The organism is Bartonella sp. MR100HLJHH, from assembly GCF_042194215.1.
Classification (GTDB): Bacteria; Pseudomonadota; Alphaproteobacteria; order Rhizobiales; family Rhizobiaceae; genus Bartonella; species Bartonella grahamii.
The window spans coordinates 1-25,704 of the sequence record NZ_JBHIMR010000006.1 but is presented as its reverse complement, the minus strand read 5'-3'; the positions used below and the strand labels follow the sequence as shown (position 1 = coordinate 25,704).

At 37.2% G+C, this 25,704-nt stretch carries 26 protein-coding genes and 2 tRNA genes; 11 read left to right on the top strand and 17 right to left on the bottom strand.

Going from position 1 to position 25,704, the window contains the following annotated elements:
* Positions 1-712 precede the first annotated feature (712 nt).
* The gene (gene parC / locus ACFIJ7_RS04775; RefSeq protein WP_375644735.1) at positions 713-2,962 is read left to right on the top strand and encodes a DNA topoisomerase IV subunit A; all 2,250 of its coding nucleotides are present in this window, start codon (positions 713-715) and stop codon (positions 2,960-2,962) included.
* Positions 2,963-3,323: 361 nt separating this feature from the next.
* Here parC and ACFIJ7_RS04770 read toward each other — a convergent pair whose 3' ends face one another.
* The 10 genes from ACFIJ7_RS04770 to rpe form a co-directional block, all read right to left on the bottom strand.
* Entirely contained in the window at positions 3,324-4,580 is a 1,257-nt protein-coding gene (locus ACFIJ7_RS04770) for a multidrug effflux MFS transporter (RefSeq protein WP_375644734.1), read from the bottom strand.
* 71 nt (positions 4,581-4,651) lie between these two features.
* A complete protein-coding gene (gene grxD, locus ACFIJ7_RS04765; RefSeq protein WP_015856495.1) occupies positions 4,652-4,984 on the bottom strand; it encodes a Grx4 family monothiol glutaredoxin in 333 nt (110 codons plus the stop codon).
* A gap of 98 nt (positions 4,985-5,082) precedes the next feature.
* Positions 5,083-5,316: a BolA/IbaG family iron-sulfur metabolism protein gene (locus ACFIJ7_RS04760; RefSeq protein WP_375635930.1), complete on the bottom strand. Its 234-nt coding sequence runs from the start codon at positions 5,314-5,316 to the stop codon at positions 5,083-5,085.
* Between the two features lie 59 nt (positions 5,317-5,375).
* Positions 5,376-7,586 carry a phosphoribosylformylglycinamidine synthase subunit PurL gene (purL, locus tag ACFIJ7_RS04755; RefSeq protein ID WP_375644733.1) on the bottom strand — a complete coding sequence of 737 codons (2,211 nt, stop codon included), beginning with the start codon at positions 7,584-7,586 and terminating at the stop codon, positions 5,376-5,378.
* Positions 7,587-7,876: 290 nt separating this feature from the next.
* Entirely contained in the window at positions 7,877-8,548 is a 672-nt protein-coding gene (purQ, locus tag ACFIJ7_RS04750; RefSeq protein ID WP_273788188.1) for a phosphoribosylformylglycinamidine synthase subunit PurQ, read from the bottom strand.
* An 11-nt stretch (positions 8,549-8,559) separates the two neighbouring features.
* A complete protein-coding gene (purS, locus tag ACFIJ7_RS04745; RefSeq protein WP_375623949.1) occupies positions 8,560-8,799 on the bottom strand; it encodes a phosphoribosylformylglycinamidine synthase subunit PurS in 240 nt (79 codons plus the stop codon).
* 80 nt (positions 8,800-8,879) lie between these two features.
* Complete coding sequence (gene purC / locus ACFIJ7_RS04740) at positions 8,880-9,644, bottom strand: phosphoribosylaminoimidazolesuccinocarboxamide synthase (RefSeq protein ID WP_375635931.1); 765 nt, start codon at positions 9,642-9,644, stop codon at positions 8,880-8,882.
* A gap of 172 nt (positions 9,645-9,816) precedes the next feature.
* Positions 9,817-10,365: an RBBP9/YdeN family alpha/beta hydrolase gene (locus ACFIJ7_RS04735; protein WP_375635908.1), complete on the bottom strand. Its 549-nt coding sequence runs from the start codon at positions 10,363-10,365 to the stop codon at positions 9,817-9,819.
* 69 nt (positions 10,366-10,434) lie between these two features.
* Positions 10,435-11,742, bottom strand: coding sequence for an adenylosuccinate lyase (gene purB, locus ACFIJ7_RS04730; protein ID WP_015856489.1), 1,308 nt, complete (start codon positions 11,740-11,742; stop codon positions 10,435-10,437).
* Positions 11,742-12,428, bottom strand: coding sequence for a ribulose-phosphate 3-epimerase (rpe, locus tag ACFIJ7_RS04725; RefSeq protein WP_375644732.1), 687 nt, complete (start codon positions 12,426-12,428; stop codon positions 11,742-11,744). The genes purB and rpe overlap by 1 nt, the downstream gene beginning before the upstream one ends.
* Positions 12,429-12,574: 146 nt before the next feature.
* On the opposite strand from rpe, the gene ACFIJ7_RS04720 reads away from it, so the two are divergent.
* Together ACFIJ7_RS04720 and dksA are read left to right on the top strand one after the other, a co-directional pair.
* The gene (locus ACFIJ7_RS04720; RefSeq protein ID WP_026500725.1) at positions 12,575-13,108 is read left to right on the top strand and encodes a flavin reductase; all 534 of its coding nucleotides are present in this window, start codon (positions 12,575-12,577) and stop codon (positions 13,106-13,108) included.
* Between the two features lie 313 nt (positions 13,109-13,421).
* A complete protein-coding gene (gene dksA / locus ACFIJ7_RS04715) occupies positions 13,422-13,838 on the top strand; it encodes an RNA polymerase-binding protein DksA (RefSeq protein ID WP_375635910.1) in 417 nt (138 codons plus the stop codon).
* A gap of 52 nt (positions 13,839-13,890) precedes the next feature.
* Here dksA and ACFIJ7_RS04710 read toward each other — a convergent pair whose 3' ends face one another.
* Positions 13,891-14,367, bottom strand: coding sequence for a flagellar biosynthetic protein FliO (locus ACFIJ7_RS04710; RefSeq protein WP_015856485.1), 477 nt, complete (start codon positions 14,365-14,367; stop codon positions 13,891-13,893).
* Between the two features lie 210 nt (positions 14,368-14,577).
* Here ACFIJ7_RS04710 and ACFIJ7_RS04705 point away from each other — a divergent pair, with 210 nt between their 5' ends.
* The gene (locus ACFIJ7_RS04705) at positions 14,578-17,112 is read left to right on the top strand and encodes a response regulator (protein ID WP_375644731.1); all 2,535 of its coding nucleotides are present in this window, start codon (positions 14,578-14,580) and stop codon (positions 17,110-17,112) included.
* Positions 17,113-17,396: 284 nt separating this feature from the next.
* Here the strand turns inward: ACFIJ7_RS04705 and purN are convergent, their stop codons facing one another.
* Complete coding sequence (gene purN / locus ACFIJ7_RS04700; RefSeq protein ID WP_375644730.1) at positions 17,397-18,008, bottom strand: phosphoribosylglycinamide formyltransferase; 612 nt, start codon at positions 18,006-18,008, stop codon at positions 17,397-17,399.
* Positions 18,005-19,096, bottom strand: a complete 1,092-nt coding sequence (gene purM / locus ACFIJ7_RS04695) for a phosphoribosylformylglycinamidine cyclo-ligase (RefSeq protein ID WP_375644729.1) — start codon at positions 19,094-19,096, stop codon at positions 18,005-18,007. The genes purN and purM overlap by 4 nt, the downstream gene beginning before the upstream one ends.
* A gap of 158 nt (positions 19,097-19,254) precedes the next feature.
* On the opposite strand from purM, the gene ACFIJ7_RS04690 reads away from it, so the two are divergent.
* The 5 genes from ACFIJ7_RS04690 (at position 19,255) to ACFIJ7_RS04670 (ending at position 22,448) form a co-directional block, all read left to right on the top strand.
* On the top strand, positions 19,255-20,466 hold the full coding sequence (locus ACFIJ7_RS04690) for an AI-2E family transporter (RefSeq protein WP_015856481.1): 1,212 nt from the start codon (positions 19,255-19,257) through the stop codon (positions 20,464-20,466).
* A complete protein-coding gene (hdaA, locus tag ACFIJ7_RS04685) occupies positions 20,463-21,152 on the top strand; it encodes a DnaA regulatory inactivator HdaA (RefSeq protein WP_026500728.1) in 690 nt (229 codons plus the stop codon). The genes ACFIJ7_RS04690 and hdaA overlap by 4 nt, the downstream gene beginning before the upstream one ends.
* A 708-nt stretch (positions 21,153-21,860) precedes the next feature.
* A tRNA-Pro gene (locus ACFIJ7_RS04680) sits at positions 21,861-21,937 on the top strand.
* A gap of 89 nt (positions 21,938-22,026) precedes the next feature.
* The gene (locus tag ACFIJ7_RS04675) at positions 22,027-22,332 is read left to right on the top strand and encodes an ETC complex I subunit (RefSeq protein WP_375644728.1); all 306 of its coding nucleotides are present in this window, start codon (positions 22,027-22,029) and stop codon (positions 22,330-22,332) included.
* A gap of 39 nt (positions 22,333-22,371) precedes the next feature.
* Positions 22,372-22,448 (top strand) — tRNA-Arg (locus ACFIJ7_RS04670).
* A 254-nt stretch (positions 22,449-22,702) separates the two neighbouring features.
* On the opposite strand, the gene ACFIJ7_RS04665 is transcribed toward ACFIJ7_RS04670, so the two are convergent.
* The 3 genes from ACFIJ7_RS04665 to ACFIJ7_RS04655 form a co-directional block, all read right to left on the bottom strand.
* Positions 22,703-22,915: a hypothetical protein gene (locus ACFIJ7_RS04665; protein ID WP_375644727.1), complete on the bottom strand. Its 213-nt coding sequence runs from the start codon at positions 22,913-22,915 to the stop codon at positions 22,703-22,705.
* 131 nt (positions 22,916-23,046) lie between these two features.
* Complete coding sequence (locus ACFIJ7_RS04660) at positions 23,047-23,274, bottom strand: hypothetical protein (RefSeq protein WP_375644726.1); 228 nt, start codon at positions 23,272-23,274, stop codon at positions 23,047-23,049.
* Positions 23,271-23,933 carry a lysozyme gene (locus ACFIJ7_RS04655; RefSeq protein WP_375644725.1) on the bottom strand — a complete coding sequence of 221 codons (663 nt, stop codon included), beginning with the start codon at positions 23,931-23,933 and terminating at the stop codon, positions 23,271-23,273. The genes ACFIJ7_RS04660 and ACFIJ7_RS04655 overlap by 4 nt, the downstream gene beginning before the upstream one ends.
* Before the next feature lie 159 nt (positions 23,934-24,092).
* On the opposite strand from ACFIJ7_RS04655, the gene ACFIJ7_RS04650 reads away from it, so the two are divergent.
* Both ACFIJ7_RS04650 and ACFIJ7_RS04645 read left to right on the top strand, forming a co-directional pair.
* On the top strand, positions 24,093-24,395 hold the full coding sequence (locus ACFIJ7_RS04650) for a type II toxin-antitoxin system RelE/ParE family toxin (protein ID WP_006589072.1): 303 nt from the start codon (positions 24,093-24,095) through the stop codon (positions 24,393-24,395).
* On the top strand, positions 24,382-24,702 hold the full coding sequence (locus ACFIJ7_RS04645; RefSeq protein WP_375620577.1) for an addiction module antidote protein: 321 nt from the start codon (positions 24,382-24,384) through the stop codon (positions 24,700-24,702). Before ACFIJ7_RS04650 ends, ACFIJ7_RS04645 begins: the two co-directional genes overlap by 14 nt.
* Positions 24,703-24,792: 90 nt before the next feature.
* On the opposite strand, the gene ACFIJ7_RS04640 is transcribed toward ACFIJ7_RS04645, so the two are convergent.
* On the bottom strand, positions 24,793-25,704 hold a 912-nt coding region (locus tag ACFIJ7_RS04640; protein ID WP_375644724.1), incomplete at its 5' end, for a late control protein.

The window sequence follows — 25,704 nt, the reverse complement described above, 5'->3', positions numbered from 1 at the left end:
TGAAATTTAGATAGACAAAAACGCCATTGTGTTGATTCTTTACGAGGCATTTTTATTCCTTGTTTTTATAATGCCTCTCCCCCTTGTGATAGGTGAGGAAATGATTGTGATTGTTTTATCATGAATAAATTAGAAATAAGAGAATTCTATAAGTTTTGGGAGTCTCATTTTAGTTGAAAAAAATGAATTATCTTTATAAGTCAATATATTATTTATTTTTTGTTGAAGTTTTTACAATGTTGTAGCAGAGAATTGTGTCTCTTCGTTTTTATGAGAATAATACGGTTTTCTATTCTATGAACTTATTCTGAAAAGTTTAAATTTTATAAGCTTTGAATATTTTTTTAGTTTTTCATAGAAAAACTGAATGGGGTTGTTATACAATTTACCTTTATAATAAAAGATGATGTTTGAAATAATAAAAGATGATGTTTGAAAGGTGCTTTTGTCATTCCAAAAAGAGATGAAATAACTCTTTGTGAGCAGTTAAATTATTGTCGGATTTGACAAAGCTTTCAATAAATCACTTAGGACAAGGGGGAAGGACATGTATAAATTTTTCAAATTGATATAATTTTCTGTTCATGTTCTAATCGCGGCGTTTGTTTTTATGTAATTGACTTTTAATAAAAAAGTCGACTCATAGAAGATTTCATTAAATAAATCCTATAAAATAATTTCTTATTATTGTGGGAATTGTTATTTTAATACTATGTCTGATAAAATGAATTTACCTTTTGATAAAGAACATATTGAACCAATAGAATTACGTTCTGCTTTAGAGGAACGTTATTTGGCTTATGCACTTTCTACGATTACACACCGTGCATTGCCTGATGTACGTGATGGATTGAAGCCTGTCCACCGGCGGATTGTTCATGCGATGCGTCTTCTCAAACTAAATCCAGGACAGTCTTATGCGAAATGTGCGCGGATTGTCGGTGATGTCATGGGAAAATTTCATCCTCATGGGGATGCGTCTATTTATGATGCTTTGGTGCGCTTGGCTCAAAGTTTTGCTGTTCGTTATCCGTTGGTTGATGGGCAAGGCAATTTTGGTAATATTGATGGTGATAATGCTGCTGCCATGCGTTATACGGAAGCACGTATGACTGAAGTGGCTGCATTGTTAATTGAAGGAATTAATGAGAATGCTATCGATTTTCGTTTAACCTATAATGAAGAAGATGAAGAGCCTGTTGTTTTACCAGGAGCTTTCCCTAATCTTTTAGCAAATGGTTCTTCTGGTATTGCTGTTGGTATGGCAACATCTATTCCACCTCATAATGTTGCTGAGCTTTGTGATGCAGCGCTCCATTTGATTGCGCATCCCGATGTAAATGATGAGGAATTAAATCAATTCGTTCTTGGTCCTGATTTCCCGACAGGGGGAATTTTAGTTGAGCCTAAAAAAAGTATTGAGGAATCTTATCGTGTTGGGCGTGGATTCTTTCGTTTGCGTTCACGTTGGCATCAGGAATCGGGTAGCCGTGGTTCTTATGTGATTGTTGTGACTGAAATTCCTTATCAGATTCAAAAGTCACGTCTTATTGAAAAAACAGCAGAGTTATTGCTTGCACGGCGATTGCCAATGCTTGAGGATATCCAAGATGAATCAGCAGAAGATATCAGAATCGTGCTGGTTCCTAAAAATCGTACGGTTGATCCGGAGCTTCTTATGGAGTCTCTTTTTAAATTGACTGATTTTGAAGTAAGATTTCCCCTTAATCTGAATGTTTTGTCTTTGGGAAAAATACCCAATGTTCTCTCTTTGCGTGAGAGCTTACAGCAATGGCTCGAACATCGTCGAGAAGTCCTTATTCGTCGCTCTCATTATCGGCTTGATCAAATTGATTGTCGATTAGAAATTCTTCATGGATATCTTATTGCCTATTTAAATCTTGATGAGGTTATTCAGATTATTCGTGAAGAGGATGAACCTAAAAAGCAGCTGATTAGTCGTTTTGAATTAACAGAAAATCAAGCTGAAGCTATTCTTAATATGCGCTTGCGTTCTTTGCGTAAGCTTGAGGAATTTGAAATTCGTAAAGAATTTGAAAGTTTGAAAGCTGAAAAAGAAAAGCTACAGAATTTGTTGGCTTCTCCTATAAAACAATGGAAAATAATTTCAGAAGAAATCAAAAAAGTTCGAAATACTTTTGGTCCTGAAACACTCTTAGGAAAAAGACGTACGACATTTGAAGAGGTACCTAGACATGATCTTGATGATATTCAACAGGCAATGATCGAAAAAGAGCCGATTACTATTGTTATTTCTGAAAAGGGGTGGATGCGTGCTTTGAAGGGACATTTGAACGATTATAAAGCACTTTCTTTTAAAGAAGGAGACAGTTTAAAGTTAGCATTTCCAGCATTTACGACCGACAAGATTGTGCTGATAAGTACGGGGGGAAAGTTTTTTGCTATTGGTGCAAATAGTTTACCTGGAGGGCGGGGACATGGTGAACCTATTCGTCTTTTAGTTGATATGGATGATGAGCACGATGTTCTTACAGCTTTTGTGCATCACGCTGAGGAAAAATTGCTCTTGGTTTCATCTCACGGTAATGGTTTTATTGTTTCTTCTGCAGAAGTGATCGCCAATACACGAAAAGGAAAGCAAGTGATGAATGTGAAAGCTCCTGATAAGGTAAAGCTTTGTGTTCAAGTAAATGGTGATCATGTTGCGGTGGTTGGTGAGAACCGTAAAATGCTTATTTTTTCTATTGAACAAATACCAGAAATGAATCGCGGTAAAGGTGTTCGTTTACAGCGTTATAAAGAAGGTGGTGTTGTTGATGCCAAGACTTTTAATTTATCAGAAGGCTTAAGTTGGCAAGATACAGCTGAACGAATCTTTAACCGTCAGGCGGACGATCTCTTTGAATGGATGGGAACGCGTGCAGGCGTCGGACGTTTGGTTCCAAAAGGATTTCCAAAATCAGGAAAATTTATTAATTAAATGTATTTTATAAATGGGGAAAATTCCCTATGGTTTCATGATTGTGTAAGATATTAATTTATAAGGATAATTTATTATTTTTATATTGAAAGAAAAACCTAAAGCGTGAGTTTTTTCTATTTCGATCTTGTTCAGGTTAAATCAATCAAAACTGTTTTTTAACATTACAGCATTTATGGGGGCTGTCGTGAAATGATTTGATATTTTGAGAGCTGTATCTTTAAACAAACAGAGCTGTACCTTTAAACAAACAATGTGATTGTTTAACACAAGAGTGTTCTATTTGGAGATGTTTTATTTGTCTGATCGGTTTATCTCCTTATTGTTCAAGAGAGATGTTATTAATCTTTCGTAGTAATATTTATTCGTTAGGATTGCTATGATATTGCCTAAAAAGATGCCCACGTTCAGCCCATAAGACGAGAAGTATGGCAGCGAGACTCAAAAAGAAAAATCCTGCTGAGTTTGGGATGGTTGTTTCATCAAATTGTTGGGCAATAAAAAAGCTGAGTCCTGCACCGATAGATGTTTGAAGAAAGCCGGATACAGAAGAAGCTGTTCCAGCAATTTCCCCCACAGATTCGAGAGCGAGTGTATTGAAATTGGCCATAATGCCACCGCAGGCAAACATCAATATACAGAATAACAGCATGTAAAAAGCAAAAGGAAGAATACCATCTGTTAAGATAGAGCCAATAAACCATACACATGAAGTGATACAAAAGAGCAAAAGCATAGTATGAGCAATACGCCGCATTCCAAGGCGTCCAACGAGTTGAGAGTTCATGAATGATGAGAAAGCCTGAAATGCAGCACCAACTGCAAAGGCAATAGGGAACCAAAGTCCTAGATTATAGATCCCTTCATACGTTTGTTGTGATGTATTAACGGCAGTAAAGATACAGCCTAAAATAATCGAAGTTGCTAGTGTATAGCAAAGTGTTGTGCGATTGGTTATTACAATCCATAAATTATGTTTGACTGAAGAAAAGGAAAGAGAGCGTTGCGCATAAAGAGTTTCCGGCAAGCGGAATTGAATCCAAATCATCAACCCGAAACCAATCATTGCCATGAAAATAAAAATATATTGCCAATGTCCGAGCAGTAAAATGATCTGTCCTGTTGCGGGACCAACCATTGGTGCAACAAGAAAAACCATCATAACAATAGACATAACTTCTGCCATTTTTCGACCACTGTAAAGATCACGTACGACGGAAACTGTAAGAACCCGCATAGCAGCCCCTCCAATACCTTGTAAGATACGCAAAATAAGTAAGAGAGAAAAATCAGTTACAAAGGCACAGCCAATCGCCGTAAATGAATAAAAAGCAAGACCAATAAGAATAAGTTTACGTCGTCCATACCTATCGCTTATTGGACCGAAAAATATTTGAGCAATACCATAGCTAATAAGATAACTCGAAATGATATAATGTTGATCATTTTCATTGAGAACATTTAAGCCATCTAAAATATTAGGCATAGCTGGCAGCATAATATCAACAGCTATAGCGTTAATAGCCATGAGCGAAGCAATAAGAATAACAAATTCTTTATAGCCAATTTTTTTTCTAATCGCATCACTATGCGTTTGTTCATCGACTGAATATGACATATGGCATCCTTGAAATAGAAATTTCGTCTGAAAACAGCTCTTTTTAAGAGTCTGAATAAAATGAAAGATACCTATGATTGATTACAGGGAATATTTTTTTCTTTCAAAAGTTCCTGTAACTCATTGTTTTGAAACATCTCTTTAACAATATCACAGCCTCCGACAAATTCACCCTTGATATACAGCTGTGGAATTGTTGGCCAATTTGAGTAATCTTTAATTCCTTGACGCAATTCGTTAGAAGTTAAGATATTAATTCCTTTATAATTCAATCCTAAATAGTCAAGGATTTGAACAACTTGTCCTGAAAACCCGCATTGCGGAGCGTCAGGTGTTCCTTTCATGAATAAAATGACGTCGTTTGTTTTAATCTCGTTGTCAATAAAATCATGAACAGTGGTCATTTTTATCCCTCGATATTTCAGATTTTTATAAGTGTGTAATTTATATTCATACTGTTTTTAATCGTATTAAATGAGTGAATGCAAGAAGAAATTTTAGATTATTTTGGGATATTTGTTTGCAACATTAAGGCGTGAAGGTCATTTCCCATATTGCCTTTAAGGGCATCATAGACCATTTTATGTTGTTGAATACGGGTTTTACCACGAAAACTTTCAGAAATAACTTCTGCAGCGTAATGTTCCCCATCTCCAGCAAGATCACGAATTGTTACAGTAGCATCAGGAATGCCTTCACGAATAAGCGTTTCAATTGCATGGGCACTCATTGCCATCATTATTCTCCTATGTTATTCATTTTTTATAAAGGCTGTTTAAGAGAAAAAAACAATTTTTACTCTTCACCCATAAATTGTGGAAACCAGTTTTCATAGGCTTTTGTGAGTTTGTCTACTGAAAGTGTTAATATCCCATCTATATTGAGAGAAGTTCCCTCAACTTGACCTAGCTCTGTTAAAGAAACTGTATTGATTTGTGCACGCTCTTTAAGACTATTGAGAGAGTGAGGTTTGACGGCTAAAAGATAACGTCCTTGGTCTTCTCCAAAAAGTTCTGCATGATGGGGTGATTTATTGCTTAACGTTACTTTGATTCCTTTACCTGCTTTAATCACCATTTCAGCAAGTGCTATCGCTAATCCTCCGTCAGAAAGGTCATGGGCGGCGTGAACAAAACCGCTATTAATGGCATCTCGAACAAATTGACCATGCTTTTTTTCAAGTTGTAAATCTACAGGGGGGGGGGCACCTGCATCAATATTTAAAATGTTACGTGCATAAATTGATTGTCCTAAATGAGAGCCGAAATTTCCTACTAAAACAAGAATATCTCCATTTTGCATACCACTTATTGTTACCATTTTAGACCAATCATTAAGAAGTCCTACACCAGCAATTGTGGGGGTTGGAAGAATGGCTTCCCCATTTGTTTCGTTGTAAAGAGAAACATTGCCTGAAACGATAGGAAAATCGAGGATTCTACAAGCTTCTCCTATACCTTTAATAGCTAAAACCAGCTGTCCCATAATTTCAGGTTTTTCAGGGTTACCAAAATTGAGATTATCTGTCGCAGCCAGTGGTGTTGCACCTGTCGTACTAATATTTCGCCAGCATTCTGCTACAGCTTGTTTTCCTCCTTCATAAGGGTCTGCTTCACAATAACGAGGTGTTACATCAGAAGAAAAAGCAAGAGCACGTTTGCTGTTGTTTCCTACACGGATAACGCCTGCATCACCTCCTGGACAAACAAGGCTATTTCCTTGGATAAGGGTATCATATTGTTCATAAACCCATCGCCGTGAACTTTGATCAGCAGAATTCAATAAGGTCAAAAGCGCATCACCAAGATTTTCAACTTTTTTGACGTCTTCTGCTTTCAAGGGTGTTTTTTTTGCCGGTTCACTCCAAGGACGATCATAAACAGGCGCTTCATCACCAAGCTCTTTGATGGGAAGATTGACAACTTCTTCTCCTTGATGAAATACACGAAAACGTAAATCATCGGTTGTTTTTCCAATGATAGAAAAATGTAGCCCCCACTTATGAAAAATTGCTTCTGCTTGCTTTTCTAGTTCTGGTTTAAGAACCATGAGCATACGCTCTTGACTTTCAGAAAGCATCATTTCATAGGCTGTCATGTTTTCTTCTCGAACAGGAACTGTATCGAGATTAAGCTGTATCCCTAGATTTCCTTTTGCACCCATTTCAACGGCAGAAGAGGTGAGTCCTGCTGCCCCCATATCTTGAATAGCAACTACGGCTCCAAGTTCCATGAGCTCTAAACATGCTTCAAGGAGACATTTTTCTGTAAAAGGATCACCTACTTGAACAGTTGGGCGTTTTTCACTGATTGAATCATCAAATTCAGCAGAAGCCATTGTTGCTCCACCGACACCATCACGTCCTGTTTTTGCACCAAGATAAACAACAGGGAGTCCAATACCTTGCGCTTTAGAATAAAAAAGGGCATTTGTCTTTGCAATACCGGCGACAAAAGCGTTAACAAGGATATTGCCATTATAACGCTCATCAAAATTTACTTCTCCACCAATAGTTGGAACGCCGAAAGCATTGCTGTAACCACCAATTCCAGAAACAACACCAGAAACAAGATGGCGTGTTCTTGGGTGATCAGGAGCACCAAATCGCAATGCATTCATAGCAGCAACAGGACGGGCTCCCATTGTAAAGACATCACGTAAAATACCACCAACACCTGTCGCTGCACCTTGATAAGGTTCAATATAAGAAGGGTGGTTATGGCTTTCCATTTTGAAAACAACACATTGCCCTTCGCCAATATCGACAACACCAGCATTTTCACCAGGTCCTTGGATGACACATTTTCCTTCTGTCGGAAGAGTCTTTAGCCATTTTTTAGATGATTTATAGGAACAATGTTCGTTCCACATTGCAGAAAAAATTCCTAGTTCAGTAAATGTTGGTTCTCTACCGATTAACGTCAGGATACGTTGATATTCATCCTCTTTTAGCCCGTGTTGTGCAATGAGTTCTGGTGTAATAATGATGTTATTGCAAGGCTTCATGAGTATTTATCCGTTAAATTAATCGAAATTTAGCATTTTTATTTTTTTAATCTAGTAGCTTATATTATAAGCAATAATGTTGTTTAATAATAAATAGTTATAGATATTAATCTGAAGTTTTTGTTCGTTTGTTTGGTGGGATTTAAGACTAAAATGGTCTTAAATACTTATGTGTTTAGAAAATAATATCCATTGTTGTTTGTGAAGAGCTTTGTTCATAGATTTACGATGCGAGGAATAGTATAGATCCTTGTTTTTGACAATCATAGAGCGCGAGTATTTTTTCAACATCATCCATTTACCAACTCTAAAGCACTTTGAAAAAGTAAACGACCGTCAATACCTCCGTGGGCGGGTTCAATAAAGTTTTCAGGATGAGGCATCATACCAAGAATATTACCAGCTTTATTAACAATACCAGCAATATCTTTCATTGAGCCGTTCGGGTTTGTATTTTCTGCATAGCGAAAAACAATTTGTTCATTGTCTTCCATTTGCTTTAATGTTTCACTATCAACAAAATAATTTCCATCGTGATGGGCAACAGGACAACGAATAATTTGTCCTTGAGAATAATATCGAGAAAATTTCGTCTTGGCGTTAACGACTTCAAGTTTGATTTCACGACAAACAAATTTTAAAGAAGCGTTACGCATTAAAGTTCCAGGTAATAATCCTGCTTCCAACAAAATTTGAAATCCATTACAGATACCTATTATTGTAGTACCTTCTTGTGCTTTTTCACGAATGGCTTTTAAGATGGGAGTTCGCGCTCCAATAGCACCACATCTTAAGTAGTCTCCATAGGAAAAACCACCAGGAATAATAATAACATCTACATCTGGAATTGTTGTTTCTGTTTGCCAAATTTTTAGTGGCTCAACTCCCGTTATATGGTGTAATGCTGCAACCATATCTCGATCACGATTTAATCCAGGAAGTTGAATGATGGCAGTTTTCATGAGTGTTCCACTTAAAAAAGTTCGATTGTATAATTTTCAATGACAGTATTTGCGAGTAACTCTTCACACATTTGTTCAAGTTTTTTCTTTGCGGTTTCAGAAGGTAGATCATCAAGAACAATATCAAAAACCTTTCCTTGACGAATGGATTGAATGCCTTCGAAAGCTAAACTTTTTAAAGCACCGACAATTGCTTCTCCTTGTGGATCAAGAACGCTTTCTCTTAAAGTAACCGTAATGCGTGCTTTCATTTTTTGCTTCCTGCTTGTTAAAAGAACCTCTCCTTTGAAGAGGGGTACTTATATAAGGTGATGTTTTTTTTGCCCTGTTTTTACTTTACGAGAACGGGACCACTTGGTCGTGTTGGTTCGTTTTCATTCATAATACCAAGGCGTTTGGCAACTTCTTGATAGGCATTAATAAGCCCACCCATATCACGACGAAAACGGTCTTTATCCATTTTTTCTTGTGTGTGCATATCCCATAGTCGTGCAGAATCAGGTGAGATTTCATCAGCAAGAACAATACGCATCGTTTCATCTTCCCACAGGCGACCAAATTCCATTTTAAAATCAATTAATTGGATGTTAACACCGGCAAAAAGCCCAGAAAGAAAATCATTAACACGAATTGAAAGTTGCATGATATCTTCTAGCTCTTGTGGGACAGCCCACCCAAAAGCTGTGATATGTTCTTCCGTTACCATAGGATCATCGAGAGAATCATTTTTATAGTAGAACTCAATGATGGCTTGCGGAAGCGGGGTTCCTTCTTCCAGTCCTAAACGCTTAGCAAGAGAGCCGGCAGCAACATTGCGAACAACAACTTCCAACGGAATGATTTCCACTGCTTTAATAAGCTGTTCGCGCATGTTTATACGTTTGATAAAATGTGTTGGGATGCCCAAACGCCCAAGATGGCTAAAGATATGTTCCGAAATTCGGTTGTTTAAAACCCCTTTTCCGTCGATAATCTCATGTTTTTTTGCATTAAAGGCAGTTGCATCATCTTTAAAAAATTGAATATAAGTTCCTGGTTCAGGTCCTTCATATAAAATTTTAGCCTTGCCTTCATAGATACGGTGGCGACGATTCATCATGATTCTCTATTTATCTTGAGAGGTTTTAATAACATTAGTGAATGATACTATCCTAATTGATAGAATTTCTCAATGATATTGCTATGATACTTTTATAATTTTTGTCATTACACGTCTACCCAAAGGTGAAGATACATAAGTGATGAGAAAGAAGATTGCCTCTCTTTGATCAAATTTTTGCAAGAAAGTGAGAGAGGACCATAAGCCCTTCAGGCCAAGGTCCGTGTCCGGATTCTGCGTTAATATGGCCAGAATACCCAGCATCAACAAAGAGTGATCCCCAATCATTGGCAATTTTTTCTGCTACTGAAAATTGACAAAACTCATCGTTGCGACTGGCTATGACAATAGAAGGAAAAGGCAGTTTTTGACGATGATAGGGGCCAAATGTCATTAAATGTTTGGGACGTATTTTCTCATTGGAGACATCTGGAGGTGCAACAAAGAAAGCGCCGCAAATTTTTTCTGTATTTTGTACCGTTGCATGAATAGCGCTGGGAACTCCTAATGAATGAGCAATAAGCATAACAGGCCTTTGAGCTTTTGCGATGGCAGTTTTAATTTTGTTAACCCACTCTTCACAAACAGGCTTTGACCAATGGAGTTGTTCAATGCGGCGGGCTGTCGACAATTTTTTTTCCCAGCGTGTTTGCCAATGATCTGGACCAGATCCTTTGTAGCCAGGAACAATAAGAATATCGAGTTGATTTGCTTTCATGAATTGTTTTCTTTGTTACAATAGATTTTTGATCATAGGTAGAATAGATTTGGGTTTCCTATGTCGCCTTTATTGTTCTTCAAAAACACGTTTAAAAATCGTATTGATATGTTTGGTGTGGTAAGAAAGATCAAATTTTTCACGAAGTTCTTCTTCACTTAAAGCTTTGGTAACATCTTTGTCGTTGAGGAGTTCTTCTAAGAAATCTTTTCCTTGTTCCCAAACTTTCATCGCATTTCGTTGTACAATCCGATAAGAATCTTCACGACTGATTCCTGCTTGCGTGAGTGCTAAAAGCACCCGTTGTGAGTGAACAAGACCGCGGAATTTATTGAGATTTTTTTGCATATTTTCTGGATAGACAATGAGATTTTCAATGACAGATGTGAGGCGAGAAAGAGCAAAATCAAGTGTAATAGTCGCATCTGGAGCAATATAACGCTCAACAGATGAATGAGAAATATCGCGTTCATGCCAAAGTGCAACATTTTCCATGGCTGGGAGTGCAAATGCACGTACCATGCGGGCTAATCCAGTTAAATTTTCTGTTAAAACTGGATTACGTTTATGAGGCATTGCCGATGAACCTTTTTGCCCAGGTGAGAAATGTTCCTCTGCTTCAAGAACTTCTGTTCGTTGTAAATGGCGTATTTCTATTGCTAACCTTTCAATAGAGGAAGCAATAACACCAAGTGTTGCAAAAAACATAGCATGACGATCTCTTGGTATTACTTGAGTGGAAACCGGTTCAGCACGCATCCTCAAGGCTTTTGCTACATGTTCTTCAACGCGGGGATCGATATTTGCAAAAGTTCCTACAGCTCCTGAAATTGCGCAAGTAGAAATTTCTTCTCGTGCTGCAAGAAGACGTTTGCGACAACGGGAAAATTCAGCGTATGCGAGAGCAAACTTGATTCCAAATGTTGTCGGTTCAGCATGAATGCCGTGACTCCGCCCAATGGTGATTGTCTCTTTATGCTCAAAAGCACGTCTTTTTAATGCTTCAAGAAGTTGATCTATATCCTCTAGCAAAATATCACTAGCACGCATCAATTGAATGTTTAGCGTTGTATCTAGAACATCAGATGATGTCATGCCTTGGTGGATAAAACGTGCCTCTGGTCCAATGAATTCAGCTAGGTGGGTCAGAAATGCGATAACATCATGTTTGGTAATTGCTTCAATTTCATCAATGCGATTGATATCAAATTTAGCTACTGCCCCTTTTTCCCAAATGACTTTGGCGGCTTCTTTCGGAATAATCCCTAAGTGAGCAAGGGCATCACAGGCATGGGCTTCAATTTCAAACCAAATACGATATTTTGTTTCTGGAGACCAAATTGCTACCATTGCAGGGCGGGAATAACGTGCGATCATTATTTTTTTCCTTCTTGTGAGAGGATTGCGGCTTGGCGCAATGCATTAATACGTGTTTTGTAAAGCTCTTTATTTCCGTTTTTATAAATTGCAGAGCCTGCGACAAATACATTTGCACCAGCTTTTGCAGCTATCCCAATTGTATCAACGGTGATACCACCATCAACTTCAAGATCAATAGGGCGGTTTGCAATCATGCTTTTAACGCGCTTAATTTTATCTTTTATTTCTGGAATAAAACTTTGTCCACCAAAACCGGGATTAACCGTCATGATGAGAATGAGATCTAATTGATCAAGCAAATATTCAAGTACATGTTCAGGGGTGCTTGGATTGAGTGCAATTCCTGCTTTTTTTCCCATTTTTTTTATTGTTTGTAATGAACGATGAAGATGTGGACTTGCTTCAGCATGAATGGTTATAATATCTGAACCCGCTTTTGCAAAAGCTTCCAAATAAGGGTCTACCGGTGCGATCATCAGGTGGACATCAAATGTTGCTTTGGTTAATGGGCGCAGAGCCTTGACTATTTCAGGACCAAAGGTGATGTTAGGAACAAAGTGTCCATCCATGATATCAAGATGAAGCCAATCTGCACCAGCATCAACAACATCTAACATTTCTTGTCCAAGTTTAGAAAAATCAGAAGCCAAGAGTGAAGGCGAAATGAGATGAGAATGGGGCATTAAAATCTCCTTGATTGGCTGTTTTTATCATATCGCTGTGTATACACAAATATCTTTTGTGTTATGACGGAAAAGAAAAAATATGTATTATAGGTCTTTGTTATGGAAAGATCGCTTGAAATTTTAAAGCTTTATAAGTGAAAGATATGTCGAATCATAAAACATATTTGATGCCTGAACTTCAACATAATATTGCGGTTTCTTCCCAAGAATATCGAGATGCCATGAGTCTTTTTGCAGGAGCTGTGCATATTGTGACAACAAATGGCATTAAGGGAAGACGCGGGGTGACTGTTTCGGCGTGTTGTTCTTTATCTGATAATCCTCCAACCCTTCTTGTTTGTCTCATGCGCCATAATTTAAAGAATCAGGTGTTTATGGAGAATGGAAATTTTTGTGTTAATAGCTTGGCAGGAAAACATCGTTCATTAGCGGATGTTTTTTCGAGGTGTTGCACTCTTACACAAAATGAGCGTTTTGATGCTGCTCAATGGGGAGTTTTGCAAACGGGGGCGCCTAGTCTTTCAGACGCTCTAGCGTCGTTTGATTGTCGTTTGATTTGTTGGCACGAGCACGCAACCCATTGTGTTTTGATTGGTGAGGTTGTTGCAATCAACTGTAATAAAGAAAAAGATGCTTTGATGTATTTAAAACGTGAATATCACACTTTGCCTTTATAAAGATTTTATTTTTTTGCATTGCTGAAATGATTTATTGTTGCTTCATTTAGATTTTAAACGATGAGAAAGCAGGGGAGTGATGACTCTGATATCTGATATTAGATTTCCTTCTTTTTGAAGTTTCTCAGTAAGCAAGAAAAATGTTCTGGATGAGATTTGATCAAGAATCCAATCTACATAGAAAAGCGATCAAATCTAAACAGTGTATTTAGACATATTTGTAGATTGTTATGAAAAAACATTTTACTCTTGTGTTGATGGGTATTGCACAATATATAGACCGCACATAGCATATGTGGAGGTTTTTTATTGCATGAGCGAAGAGATTGATGGTCAATATCGCCCTAGTGAAGATGAGCCTTTTATGAATGAGCGGCAAAAGGCGTATTTTCGTGCTAAATTGGTTTCTTGGAAGAATGATATATTAAAAGAATCTCGTGAGACTTTGGAAAATTTGCAGGAAGAGAATGTTGGTCAACCTGATTTGACTGATAGGGCTTCTTGTGAAACTGATCGTACAATCGAATTACGTGCGCGGGATCGTCAGAGGAAACTTATTTCAAAAATAGATGCTGCTTTAGAGCGCATTGATAATGGGACATATGGCTTTTGTGAAGAAACCGGCGAACCCATTAGTATAAAGCGTCTTGAGGCTCGGCCAATAGCCGTTTTGTCATTGGAAGCGCAAGAACGTCACGAACGACGTGAAAGAGTTTATCGCGATGATTAAGGTCATTGAAATGATAAACAAACAAAACTCGTGGTGATAAAATTGTATATTTTTATTTTTGAGGGGTAGGAATGAATAAAGATGGTTCTTGCCGCCCCTCAATTTCGGCGGTAATTGCTGAATCTTTTACCGCTTGATTCGTAAAAGGAGAGGGATTTTTATCCGGTATATCGTTTCTTTCTGTAGGGGCGGAATTTGGATGTGTGAGCGTTTCTCCCTTTTGTATTTTTGATGTACCGGTAATATCGGATTCTACAACCACATCTGTTAATCCACCAATAAGGAGCAAATGTTCTTTATTATCGCAACGGACTAAAACAAGGCGGCGTGCTCGATCTATAGAAATTACTTCACATAATGCTAATCGTGATAGACTTTTTTTTCTATTAATGCTGAATCTTCTCGTACTTAAACGACGTAAAAACAAGATAATTATGGTAATAGCAACGATTGTTATTATAAAAAACAAAAAGCTTATCGTTATTTTCGCAGCAGATACACCTATTTGCTCTGATAACCAGATATACATAGATTTTCTCCCATTTTTGTGTGAAAATATCGTTTTTTATCGAGATAAATTTATAAACACACCCTTAAAAGGTTCACTTAAATACAAGAAATAAACTTTTTAACATTAAGTGAGCTTTCTTAGAGATAATATCATAGTATATACTTTATAACAATGAATATAAAGGAAGTTTTGTGATATAAGAAACAACTAAATCTAAGGCAATGAGAGATGGATAAAGGTTTTGATAATAATAAAAGATCAGCGTCTTCTGTTCATCGAAGAGTTGTGATTTTTAGTGTTGTTTTTATATTAGTTTCTCTTTTCATTGTGGGTATTTTAGGTTTTTTTTATCCACAAAGCTATTTGCAAAAGGCTATATTGATATCTTTTTTGATTCTAGCAATTATCGGCGTTGCAACACTTGTTTTGTGTGGAATGGGAATTTTAAGATACCATGTGTGGTTGCATGAAGATTTTGATTTTAGCATCTTTAATGGGAGCGATGATGCAATTGTAATCTCTGACCTTTCTGGTTTTGTTTATTATTCTAATCAAAACTATCGAAAAATTCTGACCTATAAGCCTGAAGTGTCTTGTTATATGGTTATTGCTGATCTTCCAGGAGCTGGCGCACTTTCGTATCGCTTAAAGGTTGCAGCCTGTAATAATCTTGCAGCGCAAGAGGAATTAAGAGTAGAACAACCAATTTTTACCGATGCTACACCAAAAAAATCTGTTTGGTATAATATTTCTGTTCAACCTATCACAAAACAGAAAAAAAAGCTTTTATTTTGGCGTATTGCTGATATTTCGCATTTACAACAAACGCGAGAAGTTTTTTTCTCGAACCTTCAAGAGGCTATCAATCACTTGGATCAAGCTCCTATTGGTTTTGTATCAGTTAATACACAAGGAACTATTCTTTATGCTAATGCGGTTTTTGCCGAATGGTTTTCAATTGATTTAGCGAGTTTCTCAATTGGTCAATATAATTTTGATTCGTTATTTGATAGCGTTGGCGCTAAGAGCTCATGGAGTGATATCTGTTTGCAAACCAACAGATATCAAAGTTCAGGTTACTCATTACCTTATAAGTTTTCGTTATGTTTAAATTCACAAGCGACTTGTGAGAAAATATTCCATTGTCTTATCTCTGTTTCTTCTCTCTTAGAAGAGGAAGCCGTTTATCGCATTGTGATCATTCCACAACAAATACAAAAAGAAGAGGACGATCAATTAAAATTACCCACTATATTAGGAGAATATTTTGATGCGAGTCCTTTTGCAATAGCCGTGGTGGATCATGAAGGGCAATTGGTTCATATGAATAAAGCTTTTTCATCACTCACGGGATGTGTGGACAAAGCAGTCAATTTTTATGATGTTATTTCTCGTCGTGATTGTGTGCAGTTAGAGCGTTCTTTTCAGAGAATTGCGACAAATAAAAATTATTTTGTTTCTCTAGAAACTGTTTTGGAAAAAAATGAAGAATGCCATTTACGGCTTCATATTATGTCTGTACCGCCCTATCATGGTGATGCATTGCAAGATTTACTTATTGTCTCTGTGATTGAAACAACCGAACAAAAAACGCTTGAAGATAAAATGATGCAAAGTCAGAAAATGCAAGCTGTTGGACAATTGGCTGGCGGCATTGCTCATGATTTTAATAATGTTTTAACAGCAATTTTAATGTCGTGTGATCTTCTTTTAAATACGCATCGTAGTTCTGATCCTGCTCATGCTGATCTGATCAATATTAAAAATAATGCTAATCGTGCAGCTGCTCTTGTACAGCAATTATTAGCTTTTTCTAGAAAGCAAACACTTCGACCTGAAGAAGTTGATTTTACTGAATTTTTATCGGATATTCGCAATCTTATTGTACCACTCTTGGGAAATAATATTCAGTTAAAAATTATCCATGGAAGAGATTTGTGGAGTGTTGAAGTTGATCAAGCATCTTTTCAGCGTGTTATTATGAATTTGGTTATTAATGCGCGTGATGCCATGTTAGATGGAGGTATTGTTACGATTGCGACAAACAATATTACAAAGCAACAAAGTGCTGAATTTAATCATCTTGGTTTAGTAATTGGTGAGTATGTGCAATTGACTATTTCAGATACAGGGGCTGGTATATCTGCTGCTATACAAGAAAAAATGTTTGAGCCATTTTTTACAACAAAAGAAGTTGGAAAAGGAACAGGCCTTGGTTTATCAATGGTTTATGGAATTATCAAGCAGAGCGGTGGGTGCATTTATTGTGAAAGTAAAGAAGGTGAAGGAGCAACATTTCATATTTTTCTTCCCCGTTATATCCCCAATATAAAAGGAGAAATTTCTCAAAAGATTGAAAAAGATGAAGAAAAAGATAAAAATATAGACTTAACGGGATCTGCGACTGTTTTATTGGTTGAAGATGAAGATGCGGTCAGAATGGGGGGGGTAAGAGCTCTTCAAATGAGAGGATATACGGTTTTAGAGGCAGCGAGTGGGGTGGAAGCACTCTCTATTCTTGAGGACCAAAAAGGAGCTGTTGATATTATTGTTTCCGACGTTGTGATGCCAGAAATGGATGGGCCCACTTTATTGAAGGAAGTACGTAAAAACTATCCTGATATCAAATTTCTTTTCGTTTCTGGATATGCAAAAGATGCTTTTGCTAAAAATCTTCCACAAGATGCTGTTTTTGGTTTTTTATCTAAACCTTTTACACTCAAAGAGTTAGCTCTAACAGTTAAAGAAACACTTTCGTCATGAGGCAAAAATTTTTATGCAATAGAAAAATTGCGTATTTTAAGATTTTTTAGGCGAAATACGAGAGTATTTTGATAAATAGAGCTTATAACTATGTCATAGAACTGAATAAAGAAGAAGAATTTAAAAAATTAACTAAAATTTAAAAAATCACACATTCTGCGCAAAAATTTATGAAGAGATAGACTCTATTATGTTAATATTTCATAGAGATTTTCAATTATAGATACTGAGCACAAATTATGTTAAAATATTGAAAAATGCTGATTAATAGATTGTTGATACACTCAAAAAGATAAAAGCTGTTGCTGCGTATCTACCATTTTGCTGTTCCCTTCAATAAATGCTTTTAAGGCTTCGGGGTAGAGTTTATGCTCTGTTTTAAGAACTCTTTGTGCTAAGCTCTCAGCAGTATCATGAGGATAGACTGGAACGGCTGCTTGAGCAAGGATTTTTCCTGCATCCATGTCTTCTGTAACAAGGTGAACAGTGCAACCTGTGATTTTTACGCCTGCTTGTAAAGCTTTTTCATGTGTGTTTAAGCCTTTAAATGAAGGCAAAAGAGAAGGATGAATGTTTAAAATTCGTCCTTCGTAAAGTTTTACAAAACGTGGTGAGATAAGGCGCATATATCCTGCAAAGCAGAGAAAATCCGGTTTATATTGATCTAAAATCGTAAAAATACTTTCTTCATGCTCTTCTTTTGTTTTGTAAATTTTGCGATCAACAATATGAATAGGTAAGTTATGGTTTTGTGCCTTTTCAATACCATTTGCACGCGGATTATCGCAAATAACTGCGACGATTTCAGCAGGATATTCCTTTTGCTGACTAGCTTGAGCAAGGGCGACCATATTGGATCCATTACCAGAAATGAAAACGACGATTTGTTTTTTCATAAATGCAGTACCCCTTTATAAAGTATTCCTTTATTTTGATCTTGGCGTTTTGTTAAAATGCCAAGGGGAGTTACACTCTCTCCTTTTCTTTCAAGAGCTTGCGTAATTGTTTCAGCTGCATGCTGTGCTACGATAATGATCATGCCAATACCACAATTGAATGTTCTTAACATTTCTGCTTCTTCTATTTTACCTTGTTTGGCAATCCATGAAAATACTGCTGGAACATTGATGGTAGAAAGATTAATTTCAGCGCAGAGAGAAGATGGAACAACACGTGGAATATTTTCAGGAAAGCCTCCACCCGTAATATGAGCAAGAGCTTTAATCCCTTCGTATTTTTGCATGATGGGAAGAAGCGATTTTACATAAATGCGTGTTGGTGTAAGAAGTGCTACACCAAGGCTGTTTTCGGGGGCAAAAGGGGCAGGGTCATTCCATTTGAGATCATGTTGCTGGATGATTCGTCGAACAAGCGAAAAGCCATTGGAATGAATTCCAGAGGCGCTTAGACCTAATATAATATCCCCTTCTGTTAAATCTTTTGAAGGGAGTAGCTTGCTGCGTTCGCATGCTCCTACAGCAAAACCGGCTAGATCATAATCTCCCTCTGCATACATTCCTGGCATTTCTGCAGTTTCTCCTCCAATAAGCGCAGCACCGGCTTGTTTACATCCTTCTGCAATACCAGAAACAATCGTAGCACCTTGTTCAGGGTCAAGCTTTCCAGTTGCAAAATAATCCAGAAAAAAGAGAGGTTCAGCCCCTTGTACGAGTAAATCATTGACACACATAGCTACAAGATCAATACCTACAGTGTTATGGTGACCTACTTCAATGGCAATTTTTAATTTTGTTCCCACACCATCATTGGCTGCTACTAGGATAGGATCTGTAAAGCCAGCTGCTTTTAAATCAAAAAGACCACCAAAACCGCCAATTTCTGCATCTGCTCCGGCTCGTTTTGTCGCGCGTATAAAGGGTTTAATTTTTTCTACCATGGCATTACCCATATCGATGTTTACACCGGCTTTTGCGTAGGTAAGACCAACTTTGGATTTATTATTTGTAAGATCTTGATTGCTCATTGGAGCCTTCCTTTAATGGAAAATCGGGTTTTGATATTATGCAATGCCATGATAGAGTTCTCTCTGCAAGAGATATTGATAAGAAAATAAGCAACTTTGCTTGTACCTTATTTAGAAGATGTTTATAATTTTTTGTGAAGAATTTTTTAGGATATTTTATGAGCAAGATATCAGATAATCACGGTCAGTCTTCTTGGCAACTTATGAGAAAGAAAGTGGGTGAGAATACATCTCGTGATCGTTATAAGACTTATGTGCCAGCGTATACTCAATTACCGTTGCCGAATAATATGAAAAGGCAAATCTTTTTTTGGCTTAGTACGCTGATTTTTTTCGTTCTTTTTATGTTTGTTTTTGGATCGATTTTGCTTCCTTTTGTGGCAGGGATTGTGTTGGCTTATTTTCTCAATCCTATTGTTCAATTACTTGAAAGATTTGGTATTCGCCGTGTGTTTGGGACTGTCCTCATTACCTTATTTATTGTTATTACCTTTGTTGCTGCTTTAGTTATTTTGATTCCTGTTATTAGTTGGCAAATACAGCAATTTATGAGTGATGGTTTACCTGTTTATATTAATCGTATTCAAACCTTTTTTGTTGAGCATGATTTTGATTGGATAAGGCGCTATTTTGGAAGTGATCCAAATGAATTACGGAATAATATTAAAGGATTTTTGGGAGAAGGTTCTGATTTTATTACGTCTCTTTTGAATTCACTTTTAAAGTCAGGAAAATCTATCGTTAATATCGTTAGCCTATTTGTTGTGGCACCTGTGGTGGCATTTTATATGTTATTAGATTGGCCGCGTATGGTAACAGCAATTGATTCGTTAATACCGCGTGATCATCTTGAAACCGTTCGGAGTATTTTTCATGAAATGGATAGAGCTATTGCAGGCTTTGTTCGTGGACAAGGAACAGTTTGTCTTATATTGGGAGGCTATTATGCTATTGGTTTAACGATTGCAGGACTCAATTTTGGTCTTTTGATTGGTATGTTTATTGGTCTTATTAGCTTTGTTCCTTATATCGGCACAATGAGTGGTTTGGTCCTTTCTGTTGGTATTGCATGGGTCCAGTTTTATCCCAATAATTGGGGAGGAATCATCGTTGTGATGGCACTTTTTTTAATTGGTCAATTTATTGAAGGTTATATTCTTCAACCCAAGCTTGTAGGTTCATCAGTGGGATTACATCCCGTATGGTTGATGTTTTCACTTTTTGCTTTTTCTTCACTCTTTGGTTTTACTGGTATGCTTGTTGCTGTTCCTGCGGCGGCGGCTGTTGGCGTTTTAGTTCGTTTTGCTCTTCATACTTATCTTAGTTCTCAGATGTATTCGCGAAGGGGAAATTCGGAGCCGCTAAAATGAATGGGCGTGAAACGCAATTATCTTTAAATTTTCCTTATGATCCGATTTTTCAATTTGAGGATTTAGTGGTAACGGAAAGCAATCGTATGGCTTTTCAGCTTATTGATCATTGGCCCAATTGGAGCTTACCTATTGCAGTTTTGGTTGGAAAAGAAGGATCTGGGAAAACGCATTTTTCTAATATATGGCTCCAAAAAGCAGATGCTTTCAGGATTCAGCACAATGAAATTGATCAGGCTGTTACTATGGCTTCTTTAGGCAGATCATTTTTAATAGAGGATATTGGTGCAGGTGAAATTAATGAGACAGAACTTTTTCATTTAATTAACAGTATTAAGCAAGCAAATCTTGATGCACGACAAGCTACTTTATTGATGACGGCACGAACACTTCCTTCCGCTTGGAATTTAAAGTTAAATGATCTAAAAAGTCGTCTTAATTCGGTGATGTTCGTTGAAATTAATCAGCCTGATGATGCATTATTAACAGCTGTTGCATTTAAGCTTTTTTCCGATAGGCAACTTATTGTACATCCAGACACGGTTTATTATCTTGTAAGTCGTTGTGAACGTTCTTTATTTTCATTGAAGCGTGTTATTGATTCTGTTGATCAGTTGGCATTACAAAGAAAAAGAAAAATAACACGTGCTGTTATTGCTGAAGTTTTGAATAGAAGAAATCCGTAAATACTCCCTATCATGGCTTACTTATTCTGTCCTTCTATTATCGTTTCAATATGTGGCAAGACAAGTCATTTAAATTTTCTTCTTTTTTGATATCTGTTAAGAGTGAAAAATAGTATTTTTTACTTTAGTCATGTGTTTATCTTAAATAGCTTTGAGATTTTATTGTATGATGTTGAATTCTTTCCATCTTTGCATTTGAAAATTTTTCTAAAAAAGCGCTTTATTTTATTTATAATGGAACTTTCGTGCTTTGAAAAAATGTTTGTTGTTTATGGATTTGGATTGTAGAAGATTCTAGGATTTTTAATAAAAGAGTTCTTTGCAAGATAGAAAAAGAGGGGAAAAAGCTTAATACAGCTGATTTTTTGGCTTGTGTTCTCTTTTGGAAAGTTTTTCTATGATATTTAAGTCGTTTTTTTCTAAAATTGTATCTGTAGAATGCGTTTTGATACAGTGAGAGTTTGCTTAAAGCAGGATGAAAATTATGAAATCCTTACAGAGAAATTCATTATTTTTTTAATATAGATTGGATTCTTTCCGGAGGTTGTTTTCTATTATTTGCCAATAAATATGTTATTGAGTAGGGAAAAAATTTTTAAAACGTGCTTTTTTGTAAAGAAATGCAACAAAATTAAAAAAAAGTGTGTTTTTCTCTTGCACTTCTGTTGTGAAAATTTTAGGAAATGTGCATCAAGTAAATGTAAATGGCGGAGCGTAGCGCAGCCTGGTAGCGCACCTGATTTGGGATCAGGGGGTCGTAGGTTCGAATCCTATCGCTCCGACCATATTTGATTAAGTGTGTGAGAATGACCCAATTGGGTACGTGTGGTGGAAAACTATCATTCAAGCGTTGTGTAATCTGAAGGAAAAAGGCATGATCGCACGTATTTATAGTCCTGCTAAGACAGCTATGCAGTCAGGTAAGAGGAATACAGGTTTTTGGATTCTAGAGTATGAGCCGGTGAAAGCAAAAATGCTTGAACCTCTTATGGGGTACACGGCAACGTCTGATATGAATAATCAGGTAAGAATCAGATTTAATAGGAAGGAAGAAGCGATTGCTTTTGCGCGTAAGAATGCTATCTCTTACCGTGTAGAAAAGAAACGTACGTCGATTCGACGTGCTATTTCTTATTCTGATAATTTTCGCAGTGATCGGCAGCACTCTTGGACACATTGAATTAAAGATGCTATTTTGAATTGAGAAAATAATCAGTTGGGTCCCGTAGCTCAGCTGGATAGAGCAACGGCCTTCTAAGCCGTGGGTCACAGGTTCGAATCCTGTCGGGATCACCATCCAGTTTTTACCCATGTATAACGTATTTATTCTTTGTAATCTTTTTTAAGGTTCGGGAACATTAACAAAAGTTCGGGAATAGGATTTTCCAACATACTTTTACAAAGCTCATCTGTTTCCTCCAACGTTCTCTAATAATTTTTTGTTTGAGAACCACTATTTTAAATGGGCGAAGACATTCTCTATCGCTTCCATGAGACGAGCAAAATTAAGAAATCATTTTCTAAAGAATTTCGCGCGTCTCAGAGTATGTTTAGAGTTGGATATTTGGTTTTTGTGTAAAAATACTTACAAACGCATCCATAATACGTGAAAAATCAAGCGCTAATAAGAGTATAATGAGTACAATCCATTTCGTATAACGAGACATCACTTTTACACTTTTGTAGGTCATGATGATTTCTTGAAGTATTTCTTTTTCTGCTTCTGTAAGCTCTATATCGTCTTGTGTTTTTTTTCTAGCCATGTTTCCACCCACACACGCGTTCACCTAGATTATTGTGCTTTAAGATTTCTCTTGCTAAGTTTGAACTGATGGCGTTCAGATCTTGCCGGCTTAAATAAATTGGCAACCAGCCAACATAAGAAGAAACATATTTATTTGTCTCGCAACCAGTCAGAGAGAGCAGCACGCACATCAGCATCACTTTTTTGATTAATTTCATTTTCTACCTCAAGCCGTGTTGTGGCTGCTTTTAAAGCTTTTTCTGTTTGCTTTTGTTGTTCACTCTTTTTACCAAGAGTAAATGCTCTAGCTAATGCAATAAAAAAAGCGGCTAAAGCCGCACCTGTTAGCATCAGATTTCTTTTTATCCATAAGATCATAGACGATGCTCCTGAAAGTGTTTAGCAACAAAGAAAATACCAGCACATGCGGCTAAAACCATAATGGTTGCCAAAGCCCATTGGATTGGTCCATTTCCTGCTAACAAACCACCAAGCCCAGAAAAAGAACCAATAATCGGTGCAAGTGCTTCTGCTTTGAAAACCCCCGTTGGTACTTGCGTTTCTACTGTTTGATAATTGGAGGAAACATAAGCCCCTTTTGCCCATAGCCCTGTTTCTGCTGCGCGCCGGTGTGCGAGACCTTCAAGACGCTTCCCGCCTGCTTTGGTCCATTTCTGTAGCTCTGCAGGGACAGCTTCATATTCACCTTGATTGAGCTTTTTTAACAGTGTCGAGTTACAAAAGGCTGTTGTTCCTATATTATAGCAAAACGACACTAACGCCGCGAATTGTTCATCTGTTAATGAAACTGTAACAGCGCGTTCAACGACATTTTCAAATTGTCTTAAGTCTTGGCAAAGAAGTTCTTCTGCTTGCTTTTCCGTGATGGTCATGCCTTCATAAACAAAAGGCTTTCCAGCACTGTTTGTATGTCCATAACCTATTGTCCACACCCCAATGGCATCTTTATAGGCGTTCAAACGCAAACCTTCCCATTGTTTGATAAGTGCTAGCCCTTCTGATGATATTTTTCGCATATGATTCTCCATAAAAAAAGCTCCGCAAAAAGCAGAGCTGGATTAAAAAATTGATATTTTTCCCATTTGAAAGGATGGCTTGTTAAAACCTATGTAGCTTGTTCATTGGAACAAAAGAATGTATTTGACATTATCTATTGTGTAGCATATAAACTACAAATGTTTATTGTTAAAAAAACACACTATTTTACAGAGTGGTTAGACTCGTTAAAAGACAAACAAGTGCAAAAGAAAATTGCTGCACGTATTTTCCGCCTTGAATATGGGCTTCTAGGAGACGTGAAATATTTCCGTGGCATTGGTGAACTAAAAATAAATTATGGACCAGGCTATAGGATTTATTTTGTAAAACAAGGGAAACAAATCATTTTGTTATTAAATGCTGGTGATAAATCCACACAACAAAAAGATATCGAAAAAGCCCTTCAATTAGTAAAGGAAATGAAACATGGAAATTACTAAATTTGATGTAAGTGAATATTTTAATACGCCTGAAGACTTTAAGATCTTATTAGATGATGCTTTAGAAACCAAAAATAGTGGCTATATTGCACATGTATTAGGTATTATTGCGCGTAAACAAGGAATGACAACTGTTTCTCAAGAGACAGGACTAAATCGCGAGTCTCTTTATCGTTCTTTAAGCGATAAAGGTGATCCACGACTTTCTACTTTTCTTAGTGTTTTGAATGCTTTAGATTTGCAAATGAGTTTGACACCTATTCAAAAGAATTGTAAGGAGCAGACAGCTTTAGAAGAAGCATCTTAACCACCTCCCCATTTTAAGAACGGGGAGGGGAGATGTGTTTTACTTAAGCAATCTTTTTAATGAGGGGCTCTACATCTGGTTTATAACCTATCATGTATCCTCTTCATCCATATGGATGACGCCTTCGCCTTCGTCACATGCGTTTGGTGGGGCGTTTGGATCAAGGGTATCATCCTTGTCTGGTGTTGTGTTTGCAACGTTTCCAGCCGCATCTTCTTGCGCTTTATCAAAAAGTTCGCACTCTATTTTTGTGGTGTAACCGCCCGTTTTATCAAGTTTGTGCTTAACGCTCTTGATGCGCCATTCTGCTGGAATATAGGGGCGGAAAGGGGGCTCTTGAACAAGCTTTGCTTCTGCTTGCACAAACGGATCACCACCGATATCACATGAGAAAGAAGACTTACCGCGTGATGATTTATTGCGATAAGCAGCAATGGCCGCAACAGCCTCTGATTGGTTATGGTAGGTGTATTTGAGTTCATGGAACGGTGGGTTACCAACTTTGACTTCTTTTTTTTCACCACTGCGGATATCATGATAGGTTGCGAGAACACCGCCTTTTTTCTCTTTGTCTTCTTCTTCTTTCTCAGGTGTTGTTTCTGCTTTTTCCGATTCAGATGATGATGGTGCTGTTCTGTCATTGTCATCCATATGGATAAAGTTTTCATCATCATCAATCTCTTCTGGTTCTCGTGCATCAGCAGCGGCTTTTTGGTCGTCTCCCACATCCGTTTCTAAGCCATTGGCTGCACCTGCTTCATCTCGTGCGCTGTATTTAAAATCCCAAGAGGTGCAATGTTTCTCATGAATAACAACAATAGGGAGTGTTTCACCGGTAATGGCTTTGCCTTCACCCCGTTTGGCAAGCACAAGTTTGCCATCAACGGGCTTTGCTACCGCATCATATTCTTCTGCAAGGCGTGTAGCAAAAGCCATATCGCTTTCAGCTGTTTGGTCAATGTGACGCACAACGATTTTTGCAAGAGAAGGATCAACCTTTGG